This window comes from Phenylobacterium sp. (assembly GCF_037968635.1).
Lineage (GTDB): Bacteria > Pseudomonadota > Alphaproteobacteria > Caulobacterales > Caulobacteraceae > Phenylobacterium.
On the sequence record NZ_JBBKVV010000017.1, the window covers coordinates 33,805 to 50,561 of the forward strand.

Annotated in this window: 18 protein-coding genes; 6 read left to right on the top strand and 12 right to left on the bottom strand. The window is 68.8% G+C overall.

Going from position 1 to position 16,757, the window contains the following annotated elements; all coding sequences use genetic code 11:
- Positions 1-31: 31 nt before the first annotated feature.
- The gene (locus AAC997_RS01920) at positions 32-838 is read right to left on the bottom strand and encodes a chorismate mutase (protein ID WP_340644010.1); all 807 of its coding nucleotides are present in this window, start codon (positions 836-838) and stop codon (positions 32-34) included.
- A gap of 157 nt (positions 839-995) precedes the next feature.
- On the opposite strand from AAC997_RS01920, the gene AAC997_RS01925 reads away from it, so the two are divergent.
- Positions 996-1,553: a methyltransferase domain-containing protein gene (locus AAC997_RS01925; RefSeq protein WP_340644011.1), complete on the top strand. Its 558-nt coding sequence runs from the start codon at positions 996-998 to the stop codon at positions 1,551-1,553.
- Here the strand turns inward: AAC997_RS01925 and AAC997_RS01930 are convergent.
- Genes AAC997_RS01930 through AAC997_RS01940 form a run of 3 tightly spaced genes read right to left on the bottom strand, consistent with a single transcriptional unit; the run spans position 1,531 to position 5,875 of the window.
- On the bottom strand, positions 1,531-3,186 hold the full coding sequence (locus tag AAC997_RS01930) for a glycosyltransferase family 4 protein (RefSeq protein ID WP_340644012.1): 1,656 nt from the start codon (positions 3,184-3,186) through the stop codon (positions 1,531-1,533). The two genes, AAC997_RS01925 and AAC997_RS01930, sit on opposite strands and share 23 nt — an antisense overlap.
- On the bottom strand, positions 3,186-4,799 hold the full coding sequence (locus AAC997_RS01935; RefSeq protein ID WP_340644013.1) for a gamma-glutamyltransferase family protein: 1,614 nt from the start codon (positions 4,797-4,799) through the stop codon (positions 3,186-3,188). The genes AAC997_RS01930 and AAC997_RS01935 overlap by 1 nt, the downstream gene beginning before the upstream one ends.
- A gap of 47 nt (positions 4,800-4,846) precedes the next feature.
- Positions 4,847-5,875: a DUF2125 domain-containing protein gene (locus tag AAC997_RS01940; RefSeq protein WP_340644014.1), complete on the bottom strand. Its 1,029-nt coding sequence runs from the start codon at positions 5,873-5,875 to the stop codon at positions 4,847-4,849.
- Between the two features lie 34 nt (positions 5,876-5,909).
- On the opposite strand from AAC997_RS01940, the gene AAC997_RS01945 reads away from it, so the two are divergent.
- Positions 5,910-6,449, top strand: a complete 540-nt coding sequence (locus tag AAC997_RS01945; RefSeq protein WP_340644015.1) for a gamma-glutamylcyclotransferase — start codon at positions 5,910-5,912, stop codon at positions 6,447-6,449.
- Here AAC997_RS01945 and AAC997_RS01950 read toward each other — a convergent pair.
- The 4 genes from AAC997_RS01950 to ftsE are packed head-to-tail and all read right to left on the bottom strand — an operon-like array spanning position 6,397 to position 9,378.
- Positions 6,397-7,149 carry a lysophospholipid acyltransferase family protein gene (locus AAC997_RS01950; protein ID WP_340644016.1) on the bottom strand — a complete coding sequence of 251 codons (753 nt, stop codon included), beginning with the start codon at positions 7,147-7,149 and terminating at the stop codon, positions 6,397-6,399. The genes AAC997_RS01945 and AAC997_RS01950 overlap by 53 nt on opposite strands.
- A 2-nt stretch (positions 7,150-7,151) precedes the next feature.
- A complete protein-coding gene (locus AAC997_RS01955; RefSeq protein ID WP_340644017.1) occupies positions 7,152-7,769 on the bottom strand; it encodes a YdcF family protein in 618 nt (205 codons plus the stop codon).
- Positions 7,766-8,656, bottom strand: a complete 891-nt coding sequence (locus AAC997_RS01960; RefSeq protein WP_340644018.1) for an ABC transporter permease — start codon at positions 8,654-8,656, stop codon at positions 7,766-7,768. The genes AAC997_RS01955 and AAC997_RS01960 overlap by 4 nt, the downstream gene beginning before the upstream one ends.
- Entirely contained in the window at positions 8,653-9,378 is a 726-nt protein-coding gene (ftsE, locus tag AAC997_RS01965; protein ID WP_340644019.1) for a cell division ATP-binding protein FtsE, read from the bottom strand. The genes AAC997_RS01960 and ftsE overlap by 4 nt, the downstream gene beginning before the upstream one ends.
- A gap of 265 nt (positions 9,379-9,643) precedes the next feature.
- Here ftsE and AAC997_RS01970 point away from each other — a divergent pair, with 265 nt between their 5' ends.
- Entirely contained in the window at positions 9,644-10,615 is a 972-nt protein-coding gene (locus AAC997_RS01970; protein WP_340644020.1) for a DUF3426 domain-containing protein, read from the top strand.
- A complete protein-coding gene (locus AAC997_RS01975) occupies positions 10,608-11,129 on the top strand; it encodes a phosphoribosyltransferase family protein (protein ID WP_340644021.1) in 522 nt (173 codons plus the stop codon). The genes AAC997_RS01970 and AAC997_RS01975 overlap by 8 nt, the downstream gene beginning before the upstream one ends.
- Here AAC997_RS01975 and lysA read toward each other — a convergent pair.
- From lysA to argH, 3 genes are read right to left on the bottom strand one after another with little or no spacing between them, the layout of a single operon-like run.
- A complete protein-coding gene (gene lysA, locus AAC997_RS01980) occupies positions 11,126-12,394 on the bottom strand; it encodes a diaminopimelate decarboxylase (protein WP_340644022.1) in 1,269 nt (422 codons plus the stop codon). The two genes, AAC997_RS01975 and lysA, sit on opposite strands and share 4 nt — an antisense overlap.
- Complete coding sequence (locus tag AAC997_RS01985; RefSeq protein WP_340644023.1) at positions 12,391-12,675, bottom strand: hypothetical protein; 285 nt, start codon at positions 12,673-12,675, stop codon at positions 12,391-12,393. Before AAC997_RS01985 ends, lysA begins: the two co-directional genes overlap by 4 nt.
- Positions 12,672-14,090, bottom strand: a complete 1,419-nt coding sequence (gene argH / locus AAC997_RS01990) for an argininosuccinate lyase (RefSeq protein ID WP_340644024.1) — start codon at positions 14,088-14,090, stop codon at positions 12,672-12,674. Before argH ends, AAC997_RS01985 begins: the two co-directional genes overlap by 4 nt.
- On the opposite strand from argH, the gene AAC997_RS01995 reads away from it, so the two are divergent.
- Complete coding sequence (locus AAC997_RS01995) at positions 14,089-14,712, top strand: TlpA disulfide reductase family protein (protein WP_340644025.1); 624 nt, start codon at positions 14,089-14,091, stop codon at positions 14,710-14,712. The two genes, argH and AAC997_RS01995, sit on opposite strands and share 2 nt — an antisense overlap.
- Positions 14,713-14,959: 247 nt before the next feature.
- Here AAC997_RS01995 and AAC997_RS02000 read toward each other — a convergent pair whose 3' ends face one another.
- Positions 14,960-15,403: a helix-turn-helix domain-containing protein gene (locus tag AAC997_RS02000; RefSeq protein ID WP_340644026.1), complete on the bottom strand. Its 444-nt coding sequence runs from the start codon at positions 15,401-15,403 to the stop codon at positions 14,960-14,962.
- 611 nt (positions 15,404-16,014) lie between these two features.
- On the opposite strand from AAC997_RS02000, the gene AAC997_RS02005 reads away from it, so the two are divergent.
- On the top strand, positions 16,015-16,757 hold a 743-nt coding region (locus tag AAC997_RS02005; RefSeq protein WP_340644027.1), incomplete at its 3' end, for an ROK family protein.

A 16,757-nucleotide genomic window follows, 5' to 3' on the forward strand; every position in this document is an offset into this window, starting at 1 on the left:
GGACGCTTCAAGCGGGAGTGAGGCTCGCCTCTTACACGTCCAGCGGGGCGGGCGCAGCCCCGATCACCCCGGAAAGGCGCCCAGGTGCACGGGCGAGGCGTTCGTCACCGGCCTGGTAGAAGCCGATCAGGGCGAAAAGCTTCAGGCCGCCGACCTCGGCGATCAGGTCGCCGGCCACGCCGTCGCGGCCCAGGGCCTCCTCGATAGCGGCGGCGGAGCCCGGGGCGTCGGTGACCCAGAAGGTGCGGTCATCGCCGGTGGGTTCGACCTCGACCTCGGCGACGGCCAAGGCGCTCGTCGGACCCCAGGCGGCGAGGCAAGGGAGGGCGGCGAAGACCTGGAGCTTCGGATCGGCCAGCAGGCGGCCCCACCAGGGGGTGTCGGCCGCCAGGGCCAGCACCCCGACCCCGCCGGGGGTCTTGGCGGCGGCCAGCGCCTCCTCGGCCTTCCCCAGGGCGCGAAGGGGCGGCGTCGCGCCGAAGCGGTGGCGGGCCAGCTCAACGGCCTTGGCCGGGTCCTTGCCGCCCCAGACGTTGATGTGGAAAGGCCCCTGGCGCGAGAGGCTGTCGCCGATCAGTTCGCGCCAGATGCGGACGACGAGGCTGGGCCTCGCCGCCGTGCGCTCCTTGGCCAGCAGGCGTCGCAGGAGGGCGGTCTCGCGGCCGGGGCGCAGGGCGAACTTGTCGCCGTCGCCGGCCGCCAGCTTGGCGGCGGCGACATCCTTGGCCAGGCCCGCCCGCTCATCGATGAGCGCGAGCAAGGCGGCGTCGATCTCGTCCAGGCGCGCACGCACGGCGTCCAGCGACGGCGCGGCTAGCTTGGGATCGGCGTCGGCCATTTTGTCCCCCGAAAACGAAGGTTCGGCGCTTAAGTCATCGCGTGGCCCCGCGCAATAGGGCCGTCCGCCGCAATAAAGTTGCACGGGAAACCGGTTGCAGCGCAAAGCTCTGGCCCGGCGGTTGCCCAGCCCTCCCCGCCACGTCATGGTCGGTCTCATGAAGCTCAATCTCGGATGCGGATTCGACAAGCGCGACGGCTGGCTGAACGTCGACAACTTCCCTGAGTGCGAGCCCGATCAGCGGCTGGATATCGAGAGCACGCCCTGGGATCTGCCCACCGACGGGTTCGACCATGTGCTGATGAAGCACGTCCTCGAGCACGTGGGGGCCGACTTCAAGGTCTTCGCCGCGGTGATGCGGGAACTCTACCGGGTGACCGCGCCGGGCGGGCTGGTGGAGATTCACGTGCCGCACGTGCGCCACGACACCTTCTGGTCCGACCCAACCCATGTGAGGGCCTTCACGCCCCTGACCTTCAAGATGATGTCCAAGGCCCAGAACCGCATCTGGATGGAGGCGCGCGCCAACTACACCATGCTGGCGGTGCTGATGGACGTGGACTTCGAGATGGTCCAGGCCGTCCAGGTCTATGATCCCCAATGGCAGGCCAAGGTGGCGCGGGGCGAGCTGACCCGGGAGGACCTGCGCGAAAAGGCTGATCAGCTCTGGGGCGTGGCCCGTGAGCTGCAGATCACCCTGAGGGCGGTGAAGTAGCCGGCGGCGACAGGCGCAGCAGCCCCATCTTGGTCAGCCGTCCCACGATCACGATCATTGTCGACGGGGGGCAGAGGGCGACCCGCGCCAGATCGCCGACGCTGGTCTCGCCCTGATCCACGTGGGCCAGGGTGGCCGCCAACAGGGTCTCAGGGGTGCGCCAGAGGGAGAACAGGTCCGCGAGCCGGTCGTGCCATTCCGCGCCGGGGTCGGGGCCAACCGAGACCCGGGTCGCCTCGGTGATGTGGTGGGTCGGGTAGGTGGCGAAGATTTCGAACGGGTCGGCGTGACTGGGCGAGGCCCTAGGCGTCGGGCCACCCACGACATGGGCCTGCCGCACGGCTGACTGTTCGGCCCACAGGGCTTCGTACTGGCCGTAGACCACCGGCCAGTCATAGAGTTCCTGCGCGCGGCGCCGGCCGCTGTCGCCCATGCGGCGGCGCAGGTCGGGATTGGTCACCAGTTCGCTCAGCCGGTCTGTCAGCACCTGGAAGTCCACAGAGACGGTGGTGCTGAGGCGCGACATGTAGAAGTCGTAGGTGGTGACGTCGGTCTCGTAGTCGCGGGCCATCTCCGCGCCGGCCTCTCCAGCGCCTGGCGACCAGGTGGGAATTCGGAACCCGTCCAAGCCGTCACGCACCGTGTCCTTGTAGCCGTTCCAGTCACTGACCACGCAGGGCAGTCCCGCCGCCATCGCCTCCACCGGCGTCAGGCCGAAGGTCTCCTGCACACTGTCGGCCAGCGAGAGGAAGATGTCCGACGCCGCCCAGACCGAGCGGTAGGCCGCGTTGTCCTGGCCATCGACGAACACCTGCCGCACATCGGGACAGATCCAGGCCGCGCTCTGGCGGTACATGGCCTCGGCTGCGGGGATGAAGAACTGGCCCGCCTGCACGAAGGCGATCTTCTTTCCGGTGCGTTCAGCGCAGGCCTGCAGGCCGCGCCACATGGCGAAGGGGTGGGCCTTTCCAGCCGGCGACAGTCGCCCGGCGAAGAGCACGACGATCTCATCGGTCGACAGGTCCAGGGCCGCCCGGGCCTCGGTCCGATCCTGCGGGGTGGCGCCAAAATCGGCGCAATGCACACCCAGCGGAATGACCGGCAGCATGGGCAGGACCGGCTTGATGGAGGCCCCCAGGCGCCAGGAGAGGTAGTCGGCCTGCTCGCCGACGATGGCGTCGATGGTGTCGCGCGCCACCCGCGACGTACAGATGAGGGCGTCCCAGGGCGCGATGGGCGCAGTCAGCAGGCCCGCGATTTCCTCCATAACGCGGCCCGTGGCGATGGTGTGGGTCAGGCCGCAGACGGCGTAGGCGTCGATCCCGGCGCGCAACCTCACTTGGCTCGCTGCTTCGAGGCCGGGACCAGGGGTGTAGAGCAGGCCCAGTTGCCGCATGCGGGCGAACTGATGGGGCAGCACCCAGCCGACCGGGGCCTCGGGGTCCATCTGCTTGACGAGGTCGCCGAAGGCCTCGGCCGACGCACGCCGGGGGGTGTAGCCCCAGAGCGGCCCGCCCCGGCGGCCCTGGATGGCGGCCCGCAGGAAGGCGTTGCCGGCCGACTGCCGTCCCATGATCTTGGGACCCGTGACAACATAGCCGTCCGGCTCGAAGAGGATCGCTGGCGTCGGCATCAGAACCCCAGGGCCAGGCCTTCGGCGCGCGGATCGGAACCCCCGGCCAGGACCCCGGTGACGGGATCGCGCGCGATGGCCTGGGCCGCGCCGCCCCCGCCCCAGGCGCCGAAACGGCGTAGGATGTGGCCGCGAGCCTCCAGCCCGGACATGACCGCGTCCCCCGCTCGCGCCTCGATCTGAAGTTCATAGGGGTTGGGCAGGGTCGAGGGATCGGTCCCTGGCCAGACTGTCCAGCGCGGCGCCTCAATGGCCGCCTGGACGTCCAGCCCGCCGTCAATCAGGGCCACCAGGGTCTGCAGGTTCCACTGCGGCTGGCCGTCGCCGCCAGGCGTCCCTCCCACCAACACGGGCGTCCCCAAGGCGTCCGCCACCGAGTAGCAGTTGAGGGTGTGCAGGGTTTTCTTGCCGGGCGCGAAGATGTTCGGGTGGCCGTCTTCAAGGGAGAAGCCGCGTCCGGCGCGGTTGTTCAGCACGATACCGGTGTCGCCCGCCACCATCCCGCTGCCGAAGTTCGAGGAGACGGACTGGATCAGGGAGACCATCATCCCCTGGCCGTCGGCGAAGCAGAAATAGGTGGTGTCGCCGGCGGTCATTTCGCCGGCTGGGACCGTCGCCGCCGCGCGCTCGGGATCGATGGCGGCGAAGCGTTTCGCGGCCCAGGCCTTGGAAATCAGGGTTTCGAGGCGCGGCGCGCCGAAGGCGGGATCGACCGCGTATCCCAGGCGGTCAGCATAGGCGAGCTTCACGGCCTCGGCCAACAGGTGAATGGCCGCCGCATCGCCCCTGGCCAGGGCCTGTCCATCCACCTGTTCGGCGAGGTTCAGGGCCTCCAGCAGGATCATTCCCTGGCTGGGCAGGCCAGTCTGGAAGGCGGTGTGGCCGCGATAGGTGGTGGCGATCGGCGCCGCCAGCACGGTCTCATGGGCGGCCAGGTCCTCGGCCGACAGGGCCCCGCCATTGGCCGCCATGAAAGCCGCCATCCGGTCGGCGATGTCACCGCTGTAAAAGGCCTGGGTCCCTTGCGTCGCGAGAGTCCGCAGGGTCCGGGCGAGGTCGGGCTGCCGGAGGATCGATCCCGATTGCGGAATCGCGCCCCCAGGCAGGAAGACCGCCGCCGAGGCGGGATACTGGCGGAGCAGGTCCGCCGAGCTGGCGATGAAGTGCGCGCCCAGCGGCGTGAGCGGGAAACCCTCGGCATAGCCGATGGCGGGCTCGGCCAGTTCGGCCAGGCGCCGCGAACCGAACCGCTCCAGCAGGGCGCCGAAGGCGTGGACCATACCGGGCACAGCCACTGAGAGCGGGCCGCGGAAGGGCATCTTCACGCCCGTAGGGCTGGGGTCGCCGTGTTTGCGCATCTGCTCAAGGGTGGCGGCGCGGGGCGCCACGCCGCTGCCCAGGATCGCCAAGGGGTCATGACCTGGCGCATGGACGATGGCGAACAGGTCGCCCCCCAGGCCGCACATCTCGGGCATCACCACAGAAGCGGTGAGGCCACCGGCGACGGCGGCGTCGACGGCGTTGCCGCCACGTCTCAGAACGTCCAGGGCGACCGCCACGGTAAGCGGGTGAGCGGCGGCGACCATGCCCCCCTGGCCGAGGGCATGCGACATCCGGCGGCGCGAATATCCAGCTGACCTGGCGTTCGGGTGCCCCAGCATCAATAGACCCGAGGCGAGGCGCCGATCGCCACAGGCCCGAGGGTCATCCGCCCGGCTTCGAAGGTGAGGGTCGCGCGCGCCACTGAGGCGCTGTCCTCGCGAGCGGCGGCCACCGCGGCGGCGGCCAGGGCTGTCTCAGGGGCCAGAGTTCCCGACGCGGCCATGGCGGCCAACGCCCGAGGCGCCTGGCGCAGGGTGAGGTCCATCGACCCCACCAGGCGGCCATCATAGCCGACACCGAGCTGACCGCTCTGGGCGCCGATCAGAGCGTCGCCGGCGGTGACGCCGGCCTGCCGCACCTGGATCAGGCCGCCGCTACCGCTCCAGGCCCGCACAGCGGCGGGCCAGGTCTGGCCTTGGAAGCTGCTCATCTTGGAGAGGATGGAATCCCAGACGATGGAGATCGGCTTGTCGCCGGCCAACTGGGCGAACAGGCCGCTGAGCTGGGCCTTGCCGTTGTCGACCTTGAACAGGATCGCACCTTGGTCATCGGGACCGGGCCGCAGGTGCAGCTCCACCTTGTCGGCGGCCGACAGGCCGAAGGGTTGCGCCCCGGCGCCGGCCGCGAAGGTCAGCTTTCGGCCCTCGAACGAGAAGGCGGGGGGGCGCTTGTCCAGGCCGGTGAGGCTGGCGCGCAACAGTTCGCCGCGCACGTCCACCGGCCCGCCGATGGGACGGGTTAGTGTGAGGCCTTCGGGAGCCGCCGCGATCCAATGGCCCAGCGAGTACAGGAACGCCTCGCCCTCCAGCTTGGGCATGGCGATCGCCCAGCCGCCGGGCTCGCGGATGCGGGCGTCCGTCAGCACCACGTCGAGGCGGAAAGGATAGCCGCCCAGGGTGCGGTCCTTCCAGGATACCTCGTAGCCGGCCTTGCGAAGCTCGGTGGCGGCGGCGTCCATGCGGGTCGCGATCTGGCCGCGCACCTGCAGCCATAGCGCCGTCCAGCCCGCCGCCGCGATGAGCAGAACGACGAACGGTGCATAGAGCCAGAACCTTCGCGGTTTGCGGGCGGGTTCGGGATCGGGCACAGGGGGAGCTTCGGGGGTTTTGGAACGGCGGGCCATGTCTGTTGAGCGCTGGGTTTTCGGTTACGGGTCGTTGATGTGGCGGCCTGGATTCGCGTACGTCGAACGCCAGAGCGCCACCCTACATGGCCGCCGCCGCGCCTTCTGCATCTATTCCGTCCACCACCGTGGCACCTATGAACGCCCGGGACTGGTCTTGGGTTTGGCGCCGGGCGGCGCGGTGCGTGGCGCGGCCTATCGGGTGGCCGAGAAGGACTGGAGCGAGGTCTACGCCTATCTGCGCGAACGCGAGCAGCCGACAGAAACCTATGTGGAGAGCAGCGCCGCCATCCGACTGGGTGACGGCCGCCGGGTCAAGACCCTGGTCTTCCTGTCCGACACCCAGCATCCGCAGTGGGCGGGCGCGCTGAGCCTGGAGCGTCAGGCTGAACTGATCGCCGGGGCCACCGGGCTGTCGGGCAGGAACGTCGACTACCTGCGCGATCTGGTGGAGCACCTTCGTGTTGAAGGCGTCCACGACGTCCTCATGGCGCGACTGCTGGCGCTTGTGGAGGCCGATAAGCCGAATCGGCGCTGAGCAACTTTCCTGTCGCGGCCTCGATCCGCTCCTCCAGGGTGCGCATGAACTCGCCCCGCTTCAAGCCCGGCGGGATCGGCTCCAGATATTCAAAGACGATGACCCCTGGCGTCAGGTTGAAGCCCTTGCGCGACCAATGGACCCCGGCATTGGTGGCCATCGGATAGACCGGCAGCTCCAGCTCGCGATACAGCGCCGCGATGCCGGGCTTGTAGTCGCCGGGCGCGCCCGGATCGCCACGGGTGCCTTCCGGGAAGATCACCAGCTGGCGGGGAATCCTGAAGCGGTCCTTGGCGTCGCGAACCAACTTGCGCAGGGCGGTCGAATGACCCCCGCGGTCCACGCTGATCATGGTGGCCTTCATGGCGAACCAACCGAAGAAGGGGATCATCAGCAGCTCCTTCTTGGTGACGAAACACGCGTCGGGCAGCAGCGAGAATTGCGAGAAGACGTCGAACATCGACTGGTGCTTGGGCGCCACCAGGGCCGCCGTCGTGGGCATGAACTCGCGTCCACGCACCTCGACTTCGATCCCTGCGATCACCTTCAGCAGGAAGCGGATGCCTCGGCTCCAGAGGCCGAAAACCGCCGCCGTCCAGCTGCGCGGGGCGATCAGCAGCGGGGTGAGGATCACCAGGGAGACGAAGACCGACCAGGCGTAGAACACCACGGCGAAGGTCAGGGAGCGGAGCTTCTGCAAGGTCAGGCCTTCCTGTCTTGGGCCGGGGCGTCGTTGGGGCCCAGCTTACGCACGGCCTCTCGGCCGAGGATCGCCAGATACTTGGAATACTCGACGATCATCAAGCGCGCGCCGCCGCTGGTGCGCCACCAGCGCTTGGCGTTCACCACCTTGGTGGCGACCGGATAGGGTCGCAGATCGATCTGCGGCATAGTGGCCCGCAGCTCCAGCATGGCGCGGGGCATGTGATAGTCGGCGGTGACCACGATCAGGCTGCTGTAGCGCAGCTTCCTGGCCCAGTCGGCGGTCTCGCGTGCATTGCCCACGGTGTCGGCGGCGGTGAAGTCGAGGTCCACGCAGCAATCATAAAGCCGTCGGACGGCCTTGCTCACCGTGCGGATATCCTCCCGGCTGGCCTCGGGATTGACCCCGGAAACCAGCATCCGTTGCGCCTTGCCGTTCTCCAGCAGATTGACGCCGGCCGCCAAGCGCTCGTTGGAGCCTGCGCCGGTCAGCGCCACGACGCCATCGGCGCGCGGCGGCTCGGCCACCGGGGTCGAGGCCTCGATGCGGGCGGTGAAGGAAAACAGCCCCGCGCTCCAGATGAGGGCGGCCACCAGGATTGCGACCAGGCTTCTCATGTCATCTTCGCGATCAGGGACTGGGCTGTGAGGCGCGCGGCCACGGCGGCCACCAGACCCACCGCCACAGGGCAGGGCAGGACGGCGAGCAGGTCGGTCCAGGCGATGGGCAGCACCGGGGTCAAGCCTTGGCCCCCTCCCATGAGGCGCAGTATCGCCCCCATGATCGCCGCGCCGCCCGCGCCGAACAAGCCCGCCAGAGCGGCCATTCGCGCAAAACGCATCTGAAACAGCCGGGCGATGAAGTCATTCTCGGCGCCGGCCAGGTGCAGCACCTCCACCACTTCGTGGCGCGCGGTAAGGCCGGCGCGGGTGGCGAAGGCCACGACGGCGCCTGCCGCCGCGGCGATCAGGGCGAAGACCGCCACCCCGACCCAGCGGGCGAAGCCGGCGGCGCGCTGGATGTCCTTCAACCAGATGGAATGATCGTCCACGACGGCGTCCAGGCCTTGCGCCTTCAGGGCCTTGTCCAGGCTCTGGGGCGTGGCCGGCGCCTTGGGATCGAGATCCACGGCCACCAGACGGGGCACCGGCAGGTCGTCCAGATCGGCGGTGTCGCCGAGCCAGGGGGCGATCAGAGCCTCGGCCTTCTCCTTCTCCAGGGCGCGGACCTCGCCGACACCCGGCAGGCCTGACAGGGCCTCGGCGGCCCGGGCGGCCGCGCTGTCGGGGGTTTCGGCGCCCTTGGCCCGGACAATCACCGTGGCCTGACCGGTGAGCTGATCGCTCCAGCCGCGGGCGGCGCGATCGGTGGCCAATACGGTCAGGGCCGTCAGGCAGGCCAGGAAACACAAGGTCGCCACCACGAAGATCAGCGAGCCGTCGCGAGCGTCGGCCTCAGGCAGGAAGGCGGCGGGCTTCCAGCGAACGGGATCGAAGTCGGTCATAGGCCGCCTCCGACGGGGCCCAGGGCCGTGAGCCGCCCGTCCTCGAGGTGCAGCACCGGCTTGCCGGAGCGGGCCACCAGATCCTGATCGTGGGTGGCGATCAGCACCGTCGTGCCCAGGCGATTGAGCTCCACGAACAGCCGCAGGATGCGCAGGCCCATCTCGTGGTCGACATTCCCGGTAGGTTCGTCGGCCAGCAGGATGTCGGGGCGATTGACCACGGCGCGCGCGATGGCCAGCCGCTGCTTTTCACCACCCGCGAGCGTCGCGGGCATGGCGTGCATGCGGCTGCGAAGACCTACCCAGGCCAGCAGTTCGGCTACATCCTGGCGGTAGCTGTCGGGCTTGCGGCCGGCGATGCGCAGGGGCAGCGCCACGTTATCGAAGGCGCTCATGTGGTCCAGCAGGCGAAACTCCTGGAACACCACCCCGATCCGCCGCCGCAGCATCGGCTGTTCCTTGACCGGCACGGCCGACACGTCCTGACCAAACAGATGCATCAGACCCTTGGAGGGCTTGGCGGCCAGATAGATCAGCTTCAGCAGCGAGCTCTTGCCGGCCCCCGAGGCGCCGGTGAGGAAGTGGAACGAGCCCGGCGCCAGGGAAAAATTGAGATCTTTCAAAGTCTCAGGCGCGCGGCCATAGCGCATCGACACATCGTCGAAGGCCAGGATGGCGCCATCGGCGTCGAGCGCCCCCTCGTCGTGTGGCTGTCTGGGCATCGGCCTTCCCGGCTACCCTAAGCCCGGACAATGCGCCAGCAGAACCGGCGCGTGCGGATCGCAACCCCAGGCGCCCGCGGGGCCATGCCCGCATAATCGCTCGCCTCAGGGGCGAATCTGTCACCTGGACGATCGGCCGCTGGCATGGATTGGCGTTTTGGCAAGGGCCGCGTGCTAGGAATCGAGATAACAGTCCGCATTGGATTCGGCGCGGGGACCGGCGGGCGATATTGTCGCTCCCAAAACCGCTGACCGCGCCAGGGCGGTGACGCTCCATAACAACAGCCTGGGTTGCGAGACCAATTCCACCGTCATGATCCTGACCTGTCCAGAGTGCGCCACCAGCTATTTCGTGGATGATCGCAAGATCGCCCCGGAGGGCCGCGCGGTGAAGTGCGCCTCCTGCGGCAACCGTTGGACCGCGCATCCCGAGGCCACGCTGGAGCTGGACGTCTCGGCCGAGGAGGGCGCGGTCGCCCGTGAGGCCTACGAGCCCGAGACCGAGGAGCCTGCCGCCCTCAGTGACCTGCCGGGCGCCGAACTGCCCAAGGTGATCCGCGCCAAGGTCGAGAACATCCGCAAGGTGCGTGAAGCTGCGGCCCACGGCATTGTCTGGGCCGGCATGGCCGCGACCATCGTCATCGTGGTCGGTCTGGCCGTGGTGTTCCGGGTCAATGTGGTGAAGATCATGCCGGGTTCGGCCCGGGCCTACGCCCTGGCGGGACTGCCGGTGAACACCCTGGGCCTGGTGATCGAAGGCTCGCGTGCGGAACCCGCCTTGCAGGACGGCCATGCGGCGCTGTCCATCTCCGGCATGATCCGCAATGTTGAAGACCACGCCATCGTCACGCCGCCCCTGAAGATCGAGCTGCTCAACAAGGCCGGCAAGACCATCGTCACCAAGATCGCCCGTCCCGCCGATCCGGTGGTGCCGCCGGGCGAAACCCGCCATTTCGCCCTGGCCATCCTCGACCCGCCGACCACGGCCCATGATCTGCAGATCTCGTTTGCGCCCGACACCGCCAAGGCCAAGGGGAAGAAAACCCACGCCAAGGTGGCCGTGACGCCGCATGCGTCCGGCCCTCTGCGCGGCGCCGCCGAGCCCGATGTCCCGCAAGCCGCCCACGCGCCCGAGGCCCCCCATGGCCCCGCGCCCGACCCGGGCCAAGGCCTCGCGCCGGTGGAGGCCAAGCCCTTGTCGTCTGACAATCCCTACGCCCTGGAGCCCCATGGCTGACCCCGTCGTCCTGCTGTCGGAGGCTGAGGTCGCGCGCCGAGTCGAGGCCCTGGCCGCCGAGATCGCGCCCAGGATCGACGACGACACCGTGGCGGTCTGCCTGCTCACCGGCGGTCTGTGGTTCGCGTCGGACCTGACCCGGGCCCTTTCGCGCCAAGGGCGGAACGTCCGCTTCGACGCCCTGTGGCTGGCTTCTTACGGCGACGAACGCGCCAGTCTTGGCCGCTGCGAGGTGCGCGCCGACCTGCAGCGCCCCCTGTCGGGCCGCACCGCCCTGATCATCGACGACGTCATCGACACCGGCCTGTCGCTGTCGGAAGCCAGCCGCCTGGTCCGCGACGCCGGCGCCGCGCGGACCTTCACCGCCGTTTTCGCCTCCAAGCCCTGGCCGACCCCGCGGGCCATCGTCCCGGACTTCGTCGCCTGGGAGGCGCCGGCCCGCTATCTGGTGGGCTACGGAATGGACGCCGCCGGCGCTCTGCGTGGGCTCCCGTACATCGGGGCGCTGGACTAAAACCAGTCAGGCATGGCTTCGCGGGCCAGCATGTCCTCATAGGTCGGGCGCGGGCGGATCACGGCGAACCTGTCGCCGTTCACCAGCACCTCGGGGACCAGCAGGCGGCTATTGTACTCGCTCGACATCACCGCCCCATAGGCGCCGGCGCTCATGAAGGCCACCAGGTCGCCGGCCTCCAGGCGGGGCAGGTCGCGGTCGCGGGTGAAGGTGTCGCCGGTCTCGCAGATGGGGCCCACTACATCATAGGTGACGGGGTCCCCGGCGCGCGGCTTCACCGGCCGGATGTCGTGATAGGCGTCGTACATGGCCGGCCGGATCAGGTCGTTCATCGCCGCGTCCAGCACCGCGAACTTGCGACCCTCCGGGCGCTCGTGGATGTGCTGCACGGTGGAGAGCAGGACACCGGCGTTGGCGCTGATCATTCGGCCGGGCTCGAAGGCGAACTGGACGTCCAGGCCCTTCATGGTCCGCGCGATCATGGCCGCGTAGTCGGCGGGGGTGGCCGGGGTCGGCATGTTGAAATAGGGCACGCCCAGCCCGCCGCCCAGGTCCAGGCGCTCGACGCTGAGTCCCTCGCCGCGCAGGCGCTCCACCAGGCCGCGCATCTTGACGAAGGCTTCCTCAAGCGGGGCGAGGTGAGTGATCTGACTGCCGATGTGGCAGGTGACGCCCACCGGCCGGAGGCCGGCGTTGTTCGAGGCCTGGGCGTAGAGTCGCTCGGCCTCGGAGAAGGAGACGCCGAACTTGTTGTCGGACTTGCCGGTGGAAATCTTGGCGTGGCCGCCCGCCGAGACGTCCGGGTTCACGCGGATGGCGATGGCGGCCCGGGTCCCCAGCGACTGGGCGACCCTGGAGGCCATATGCATCTCCGGCTCGGACTCGACATTGATCTCGGCGACGCCCGCGTTCAGGGCGAAGGCGATCTCGGCCTCGGTCTTGCCGACCCCGGAGAACACGATGCGGTCGCCGGGGATGCCGGCGGCCAGAGCCCGGCGAATTTCGCCTTCCGACACGGTGTCGGCGCCAGCTCCCAGGCGGCCCAACGTGCGCAGGACGGCGACATTGGAGTTGGACTTCACGGCGAACGCGATCAGCGGATCACCCAGGCCTTCGTTGACGAGGGCGTCGCGCAGCACCGTGTAATGCCGCTCAAGAGTGGCGGTGGAATAGACATAGACCGGCGTGCCGACAGCCTGCGCGATGGCGCTAAGGCGGACGTTCTCGCAGGCGAGCTCGCCCCCCGAAAGCTCGAAGTGGTTCATCGCGGGCGGGCGTAAGGGTCGTTGAGGGCGCCTTGGGGGCCGCTCGCCATCGGGTCGTTGGTGCTCTCGATCGGTTGGCTGCGCTGCGGAGCCGGGTCGGAATTGCGATCCCGCGGATCGACGGTGCGGATCGAGCGCGTGGCCTTGGCGCCGGCGTCGGCGTTGGACCGCGCATGGCCGATGGGGCCGGGCCGTTCCAGCTCACCCATCTTTCCGCAGCCCGACAGGGCAGTGGCGGAAAGCGCGAGGGCGCCGATCAGCACGAAGGGGTGAAGGGTCATTTCAGCATATCCTTCCAACGCGCGACTTGGGCGCGAACCTGGTCCGGCGCGGCGCCGCCGTAGCTTTTGCGGCTCCCGGCGGAAGCCCGTGGGGTGAGAACGTCATAGACCTCGGCTGTGATCCCCTGGGAAAGGGCCTGAAGCTCCTTCAGGGGCAGGTCGGAGAGATCACAGTCAAGCTGCTCGGCCCGTTTCACCGCCGCGCCGGTAATATGGTGGGCGTCGCGGAACGGCATGTCGAGGGTGCGCACCAGCCAGTCGGCGAGGTCGGTGGCGGTGGAGAAGCCTGCCCCGGCGGCGGCGGCCATCTTCGCCGGAACCGGCTCCATGTCCTCCACCATCCCGGCCATGGCGGCCAGCGAAAGTTCCAGGGCGTCAAAGGCGTCGAAGGTGGGGACCTTGTCCTCCTGCATGTCCTTGGAATAGGCGAGCGGCAGGCCCTTCATCACCACGGCGAGCTGGGTGAACGAGCCCATCAGGCGGCCGGTCTTGGCGCGCACAAGTTCGGCGGCGTCCGGGTTCTTCTTCTGCGGCATGATCGAGGAGCCGGTGGTGAAGGCGTCGGTCAGCCTGATGAAGCCGAACTGCGGCGTCATCCAGATCACGATCTCCTCGGCCAGGCGCGACAGGTGAATGGCCGCCAGTGTTCCCGCGGCCAAGGCCTCCAGGGCGAAGTCGCGGTCCGAGACGCTGTCCAGCGAGTTGGCCGTGGGCCGGTCGAAGCCCAGCGCCCTGGCTGTGGCGTCGCGGTCGATGGGGAAGGGGGAGCCCGCGAGGGCCGCCGCGCCCAGCGGGCACTCGTTCATCCGGCGGCGCGCATCGGCGAACCGACCGGCGTCGCGGCCGAACATCTCGACATAGGCCATCAGGTGGTGGCCGAAGGTGACCGGCTGGGCCGGCTGCAGGTGGGTGAAGCCCGGCATCAGGGTCTCGGCATGGGCCTCGGCCTTGAGGATCAGGGCGCTCTGGAGCGCCTTGAGCTGGGCGACTGTCCTGTCGCAGGCGTCGCGGACCCACAGGCGGAAATCGACGGCCACCTGGTCGTTGCGCGAGCGGGCGGTGTGCAGGCGTCCGGCCACCGGGCCGATCAGCTCGCGCAGCCGGGCCTCCACGTTCATGTGGATGTCTTCGAACTCGTCGCGATAGGGGAAGGTCCCGGCGGCGATCTCGGCCTCGATGGCCTGCAGCCCGCCCTGGATCGCCTGCTCGTCGGCGCTTGTAATGACGCCTTGCTTGCGCAACATCGCCGCGTGCGCGCGGGACCCCGCCAGGTCCTGCGGCGCCAGGCGCTTGTCGAACCCGATGGAGACGTTGATCGCCTGCATCAGTTCGGCAGGTTTCGCGCTGAACCTTCCGCCCCACATGGCCTGGCCAGATGCGGGCGCGTCAGAACCGTGAGTGGAGTCGTCGGACATGAGCCAAGCACCCGAAGAGACGGCGAAGCCCAAATCGGGCCTCGTCAAAGGCGCGCTTTGGGGCGTCGCCCTGCTGGGCGTCGCGGCGGTTGTCTACATCATGGCGCAGGCATCCATAAACCCCCGCCAGGCAACCAGTCTGAAGAGTCTCGCCAAGGGCGAGATGGCCAAGCTCATCTTCCCGGCCGAAGCGGGCGCCGCGCCGGTCACCAGCTTCCAGGACGCGGATGGCAAACCCGTCCGTCTGGCCGACTTTCAGGGCAAGGTGGTGGTGGTCAATATGTGGGCCACCTGGTGCGGCCCCTGCGTGATCGAGATGCCGACCCTGGCCAAGCTGGCGGCGGAGTATCAGGGTCAGCCGGTGGCCGTGGTGGCGGTCAGCATCGACGGCGACCGTGACGCCGACAAGGCGCGGCTTTTCATCGCCCAGAATGCCCCCTTGGCCTTCTATCGCGACCCCAAACTGAAGCTGCCCTACGATTTCAAGCCAGCGGCGACCGGCATGCCGACCACGGTCATCTTCGGCAAGGATGGCGTCGAACGCGCCCGCCTCGCCGGCGGCGCGGACTGGTCGGGCGTGGAGGCCAAGGCCGTGATCGACGCCGTCCTCGCCGAAAGCTGATCTTGGTTGCCCCGCTGAGCCAATTCAACGGCGAGATGGGCGACGGGCATGACGCCCACCTGAAACGGCTTGTCCGGGATCGACGCGACGTGGCCAGCGGTACGGTCAAGTGGTTCAACGCCACCCAAGGGCTACGGCCTCGTCCAGCCCGACGACGGCGGCAAGAACGCCTCCACATCCCGGCGGTCGACCTCAAGTCGGCGTCGCAGGGAACGACGCCGCCGCCCCCGCGAGCGGCGCGGACGGATTAGGCCAGCTCTTTCTGCTTGCCGCGCAAGGCGCCGTCTGGCCCGGTCAGGGCGCGCATGAAGCTGACGAGGGAAGCGCGCGCGTCCTGCGGCAGCTTCTCGAAGGCGGCCAGCAGGTCAAGGGCGCCCGGCGTGCGCATGCGCGACAGCAGGTCCAGGTCGCCAACGGCGTCGTGGCCGGGGGTATCGAGGACGTCCATCAGGTCGACCACGCGACAGCGCAGGGCGCGCGCGATCTGCACCAGCCGGGAGAATGAGATGCGGTTGGCGCCGTTCTCATACTTTTGAATCTGCTGGAAACTGACGCCACACTGCTCGGCCAAGGCCTCCTGCGACATGCCGATGGTTCGTCTGCGGATTCTCACCGCCGCCCCCAGGGCGACGTCCATTGGGTCCGGGGTCTTATTGGATAGCTCCGGCACGGTCTTGTTCTCCTCAGCCACGGCGCGCGCTCGGTGGGGGCGGCCGGCGCGGCGCTTCAAGATGCGGCGAGTAAAGGCGAATATTACAGCTTTGCAAAGCGCCATGAGTGTCGCATCCGACAATCCCGCTGATCACGTTCGATGCCCGCGCCGCAATGGGCTGGTTGGCGAGGAATTCTACTTGAAAATCAGTCGCGATAGCGCCTCGAGTGGGCTTTGGAGCTATATGCGACGGGCCTATCCGCAGGCTGTCTACACCCGCGTGTATGGCCATACGTCAAACGTTATACTCAGTTTGGGTAGAAATCGCTCAGCGAACTTGAGTTGTGGAATTCGGCAAGTCGGGCGGTTCAACCGGCGCGGGTTTTCAAATCTGTCGCTATCCGCTTGCGCCCGAGTCGCCGACCCTGAGGCGGGGTTGAATACAGGCGTGGGACTTTCCAGACGCACGGCGTTAACGACACCGGTGGCAGGCGCCCGGTTTGGTGGAAAAAATTGACCGCTGCCGGCCTCGCCGACCCATCATCGGCCGCACGCCGGCGCTGCCGCCGCGCCACAGATTGACCGTCGGAAACCATCGCAGGCATATGCGCGCCAGTGTGACAGCCTGAAGACGGCGTCGGGAGGCTCGAATGACCCGCGCTATGATCGCCGCGATCGAGACTGGCGGCGCAAAGATTCTCTGCCGGGTCACGGAGGCCGAACCGAGCCGCCCGGTGTCATCCCAGGTCGCGTCACGGTTTGTCACCACCACCCCTCAGCAGGCGGTGGCCGACCTGGTGGGCGCTATCCATGGCGCTATCGCTCCCGGCGATACGCTGGCCGCCATCGGTCTTGCGAGCTTCGGGCCCCTGGTCGTCGATCCCGCGTCGCCCGACTGCGGCTTGATGCTGCCGACGCCAAAGCCGCACTGGAGCGGCTTCAACCTCGCCGCCGTCCTTGCGGGGCGGTTGGGGGCGCCGGTCCTGGTGGAGACCGACGTGGCCGCCGCCGCCCTCGCCGAGCAGGCGATCGGCGCGGCCCAGGGCCTGGACTCCGTGGCCTATGTCACCGTCGGCACCGGGATCGGCGGGTCATTGGCGGTGGAGGGGCGGCCCCTGAAGGGGGCGTTGCATCCGGAGATCGGGCACCTGCGGCTGAAGCGCATGGCCGGCGACACGGCTCCCAGCGCCTGCCCGTTTCACGATGACTGCGCCGAGGGACTGACGGCGGGGCCGGCGCTCGGGCGACGGCTGGCGGATGGCGAGACCTTGTCCGACCGCGCCGACCTGCGGGCGCTGGCCGCCGACTATCTGGGCGAACTCTGCGCCAGCCTGACCCTGGCCTGGTCGCCGCGCTGCATCGTACTGGGAGGCGGGGTCATGTCGACGCCGGG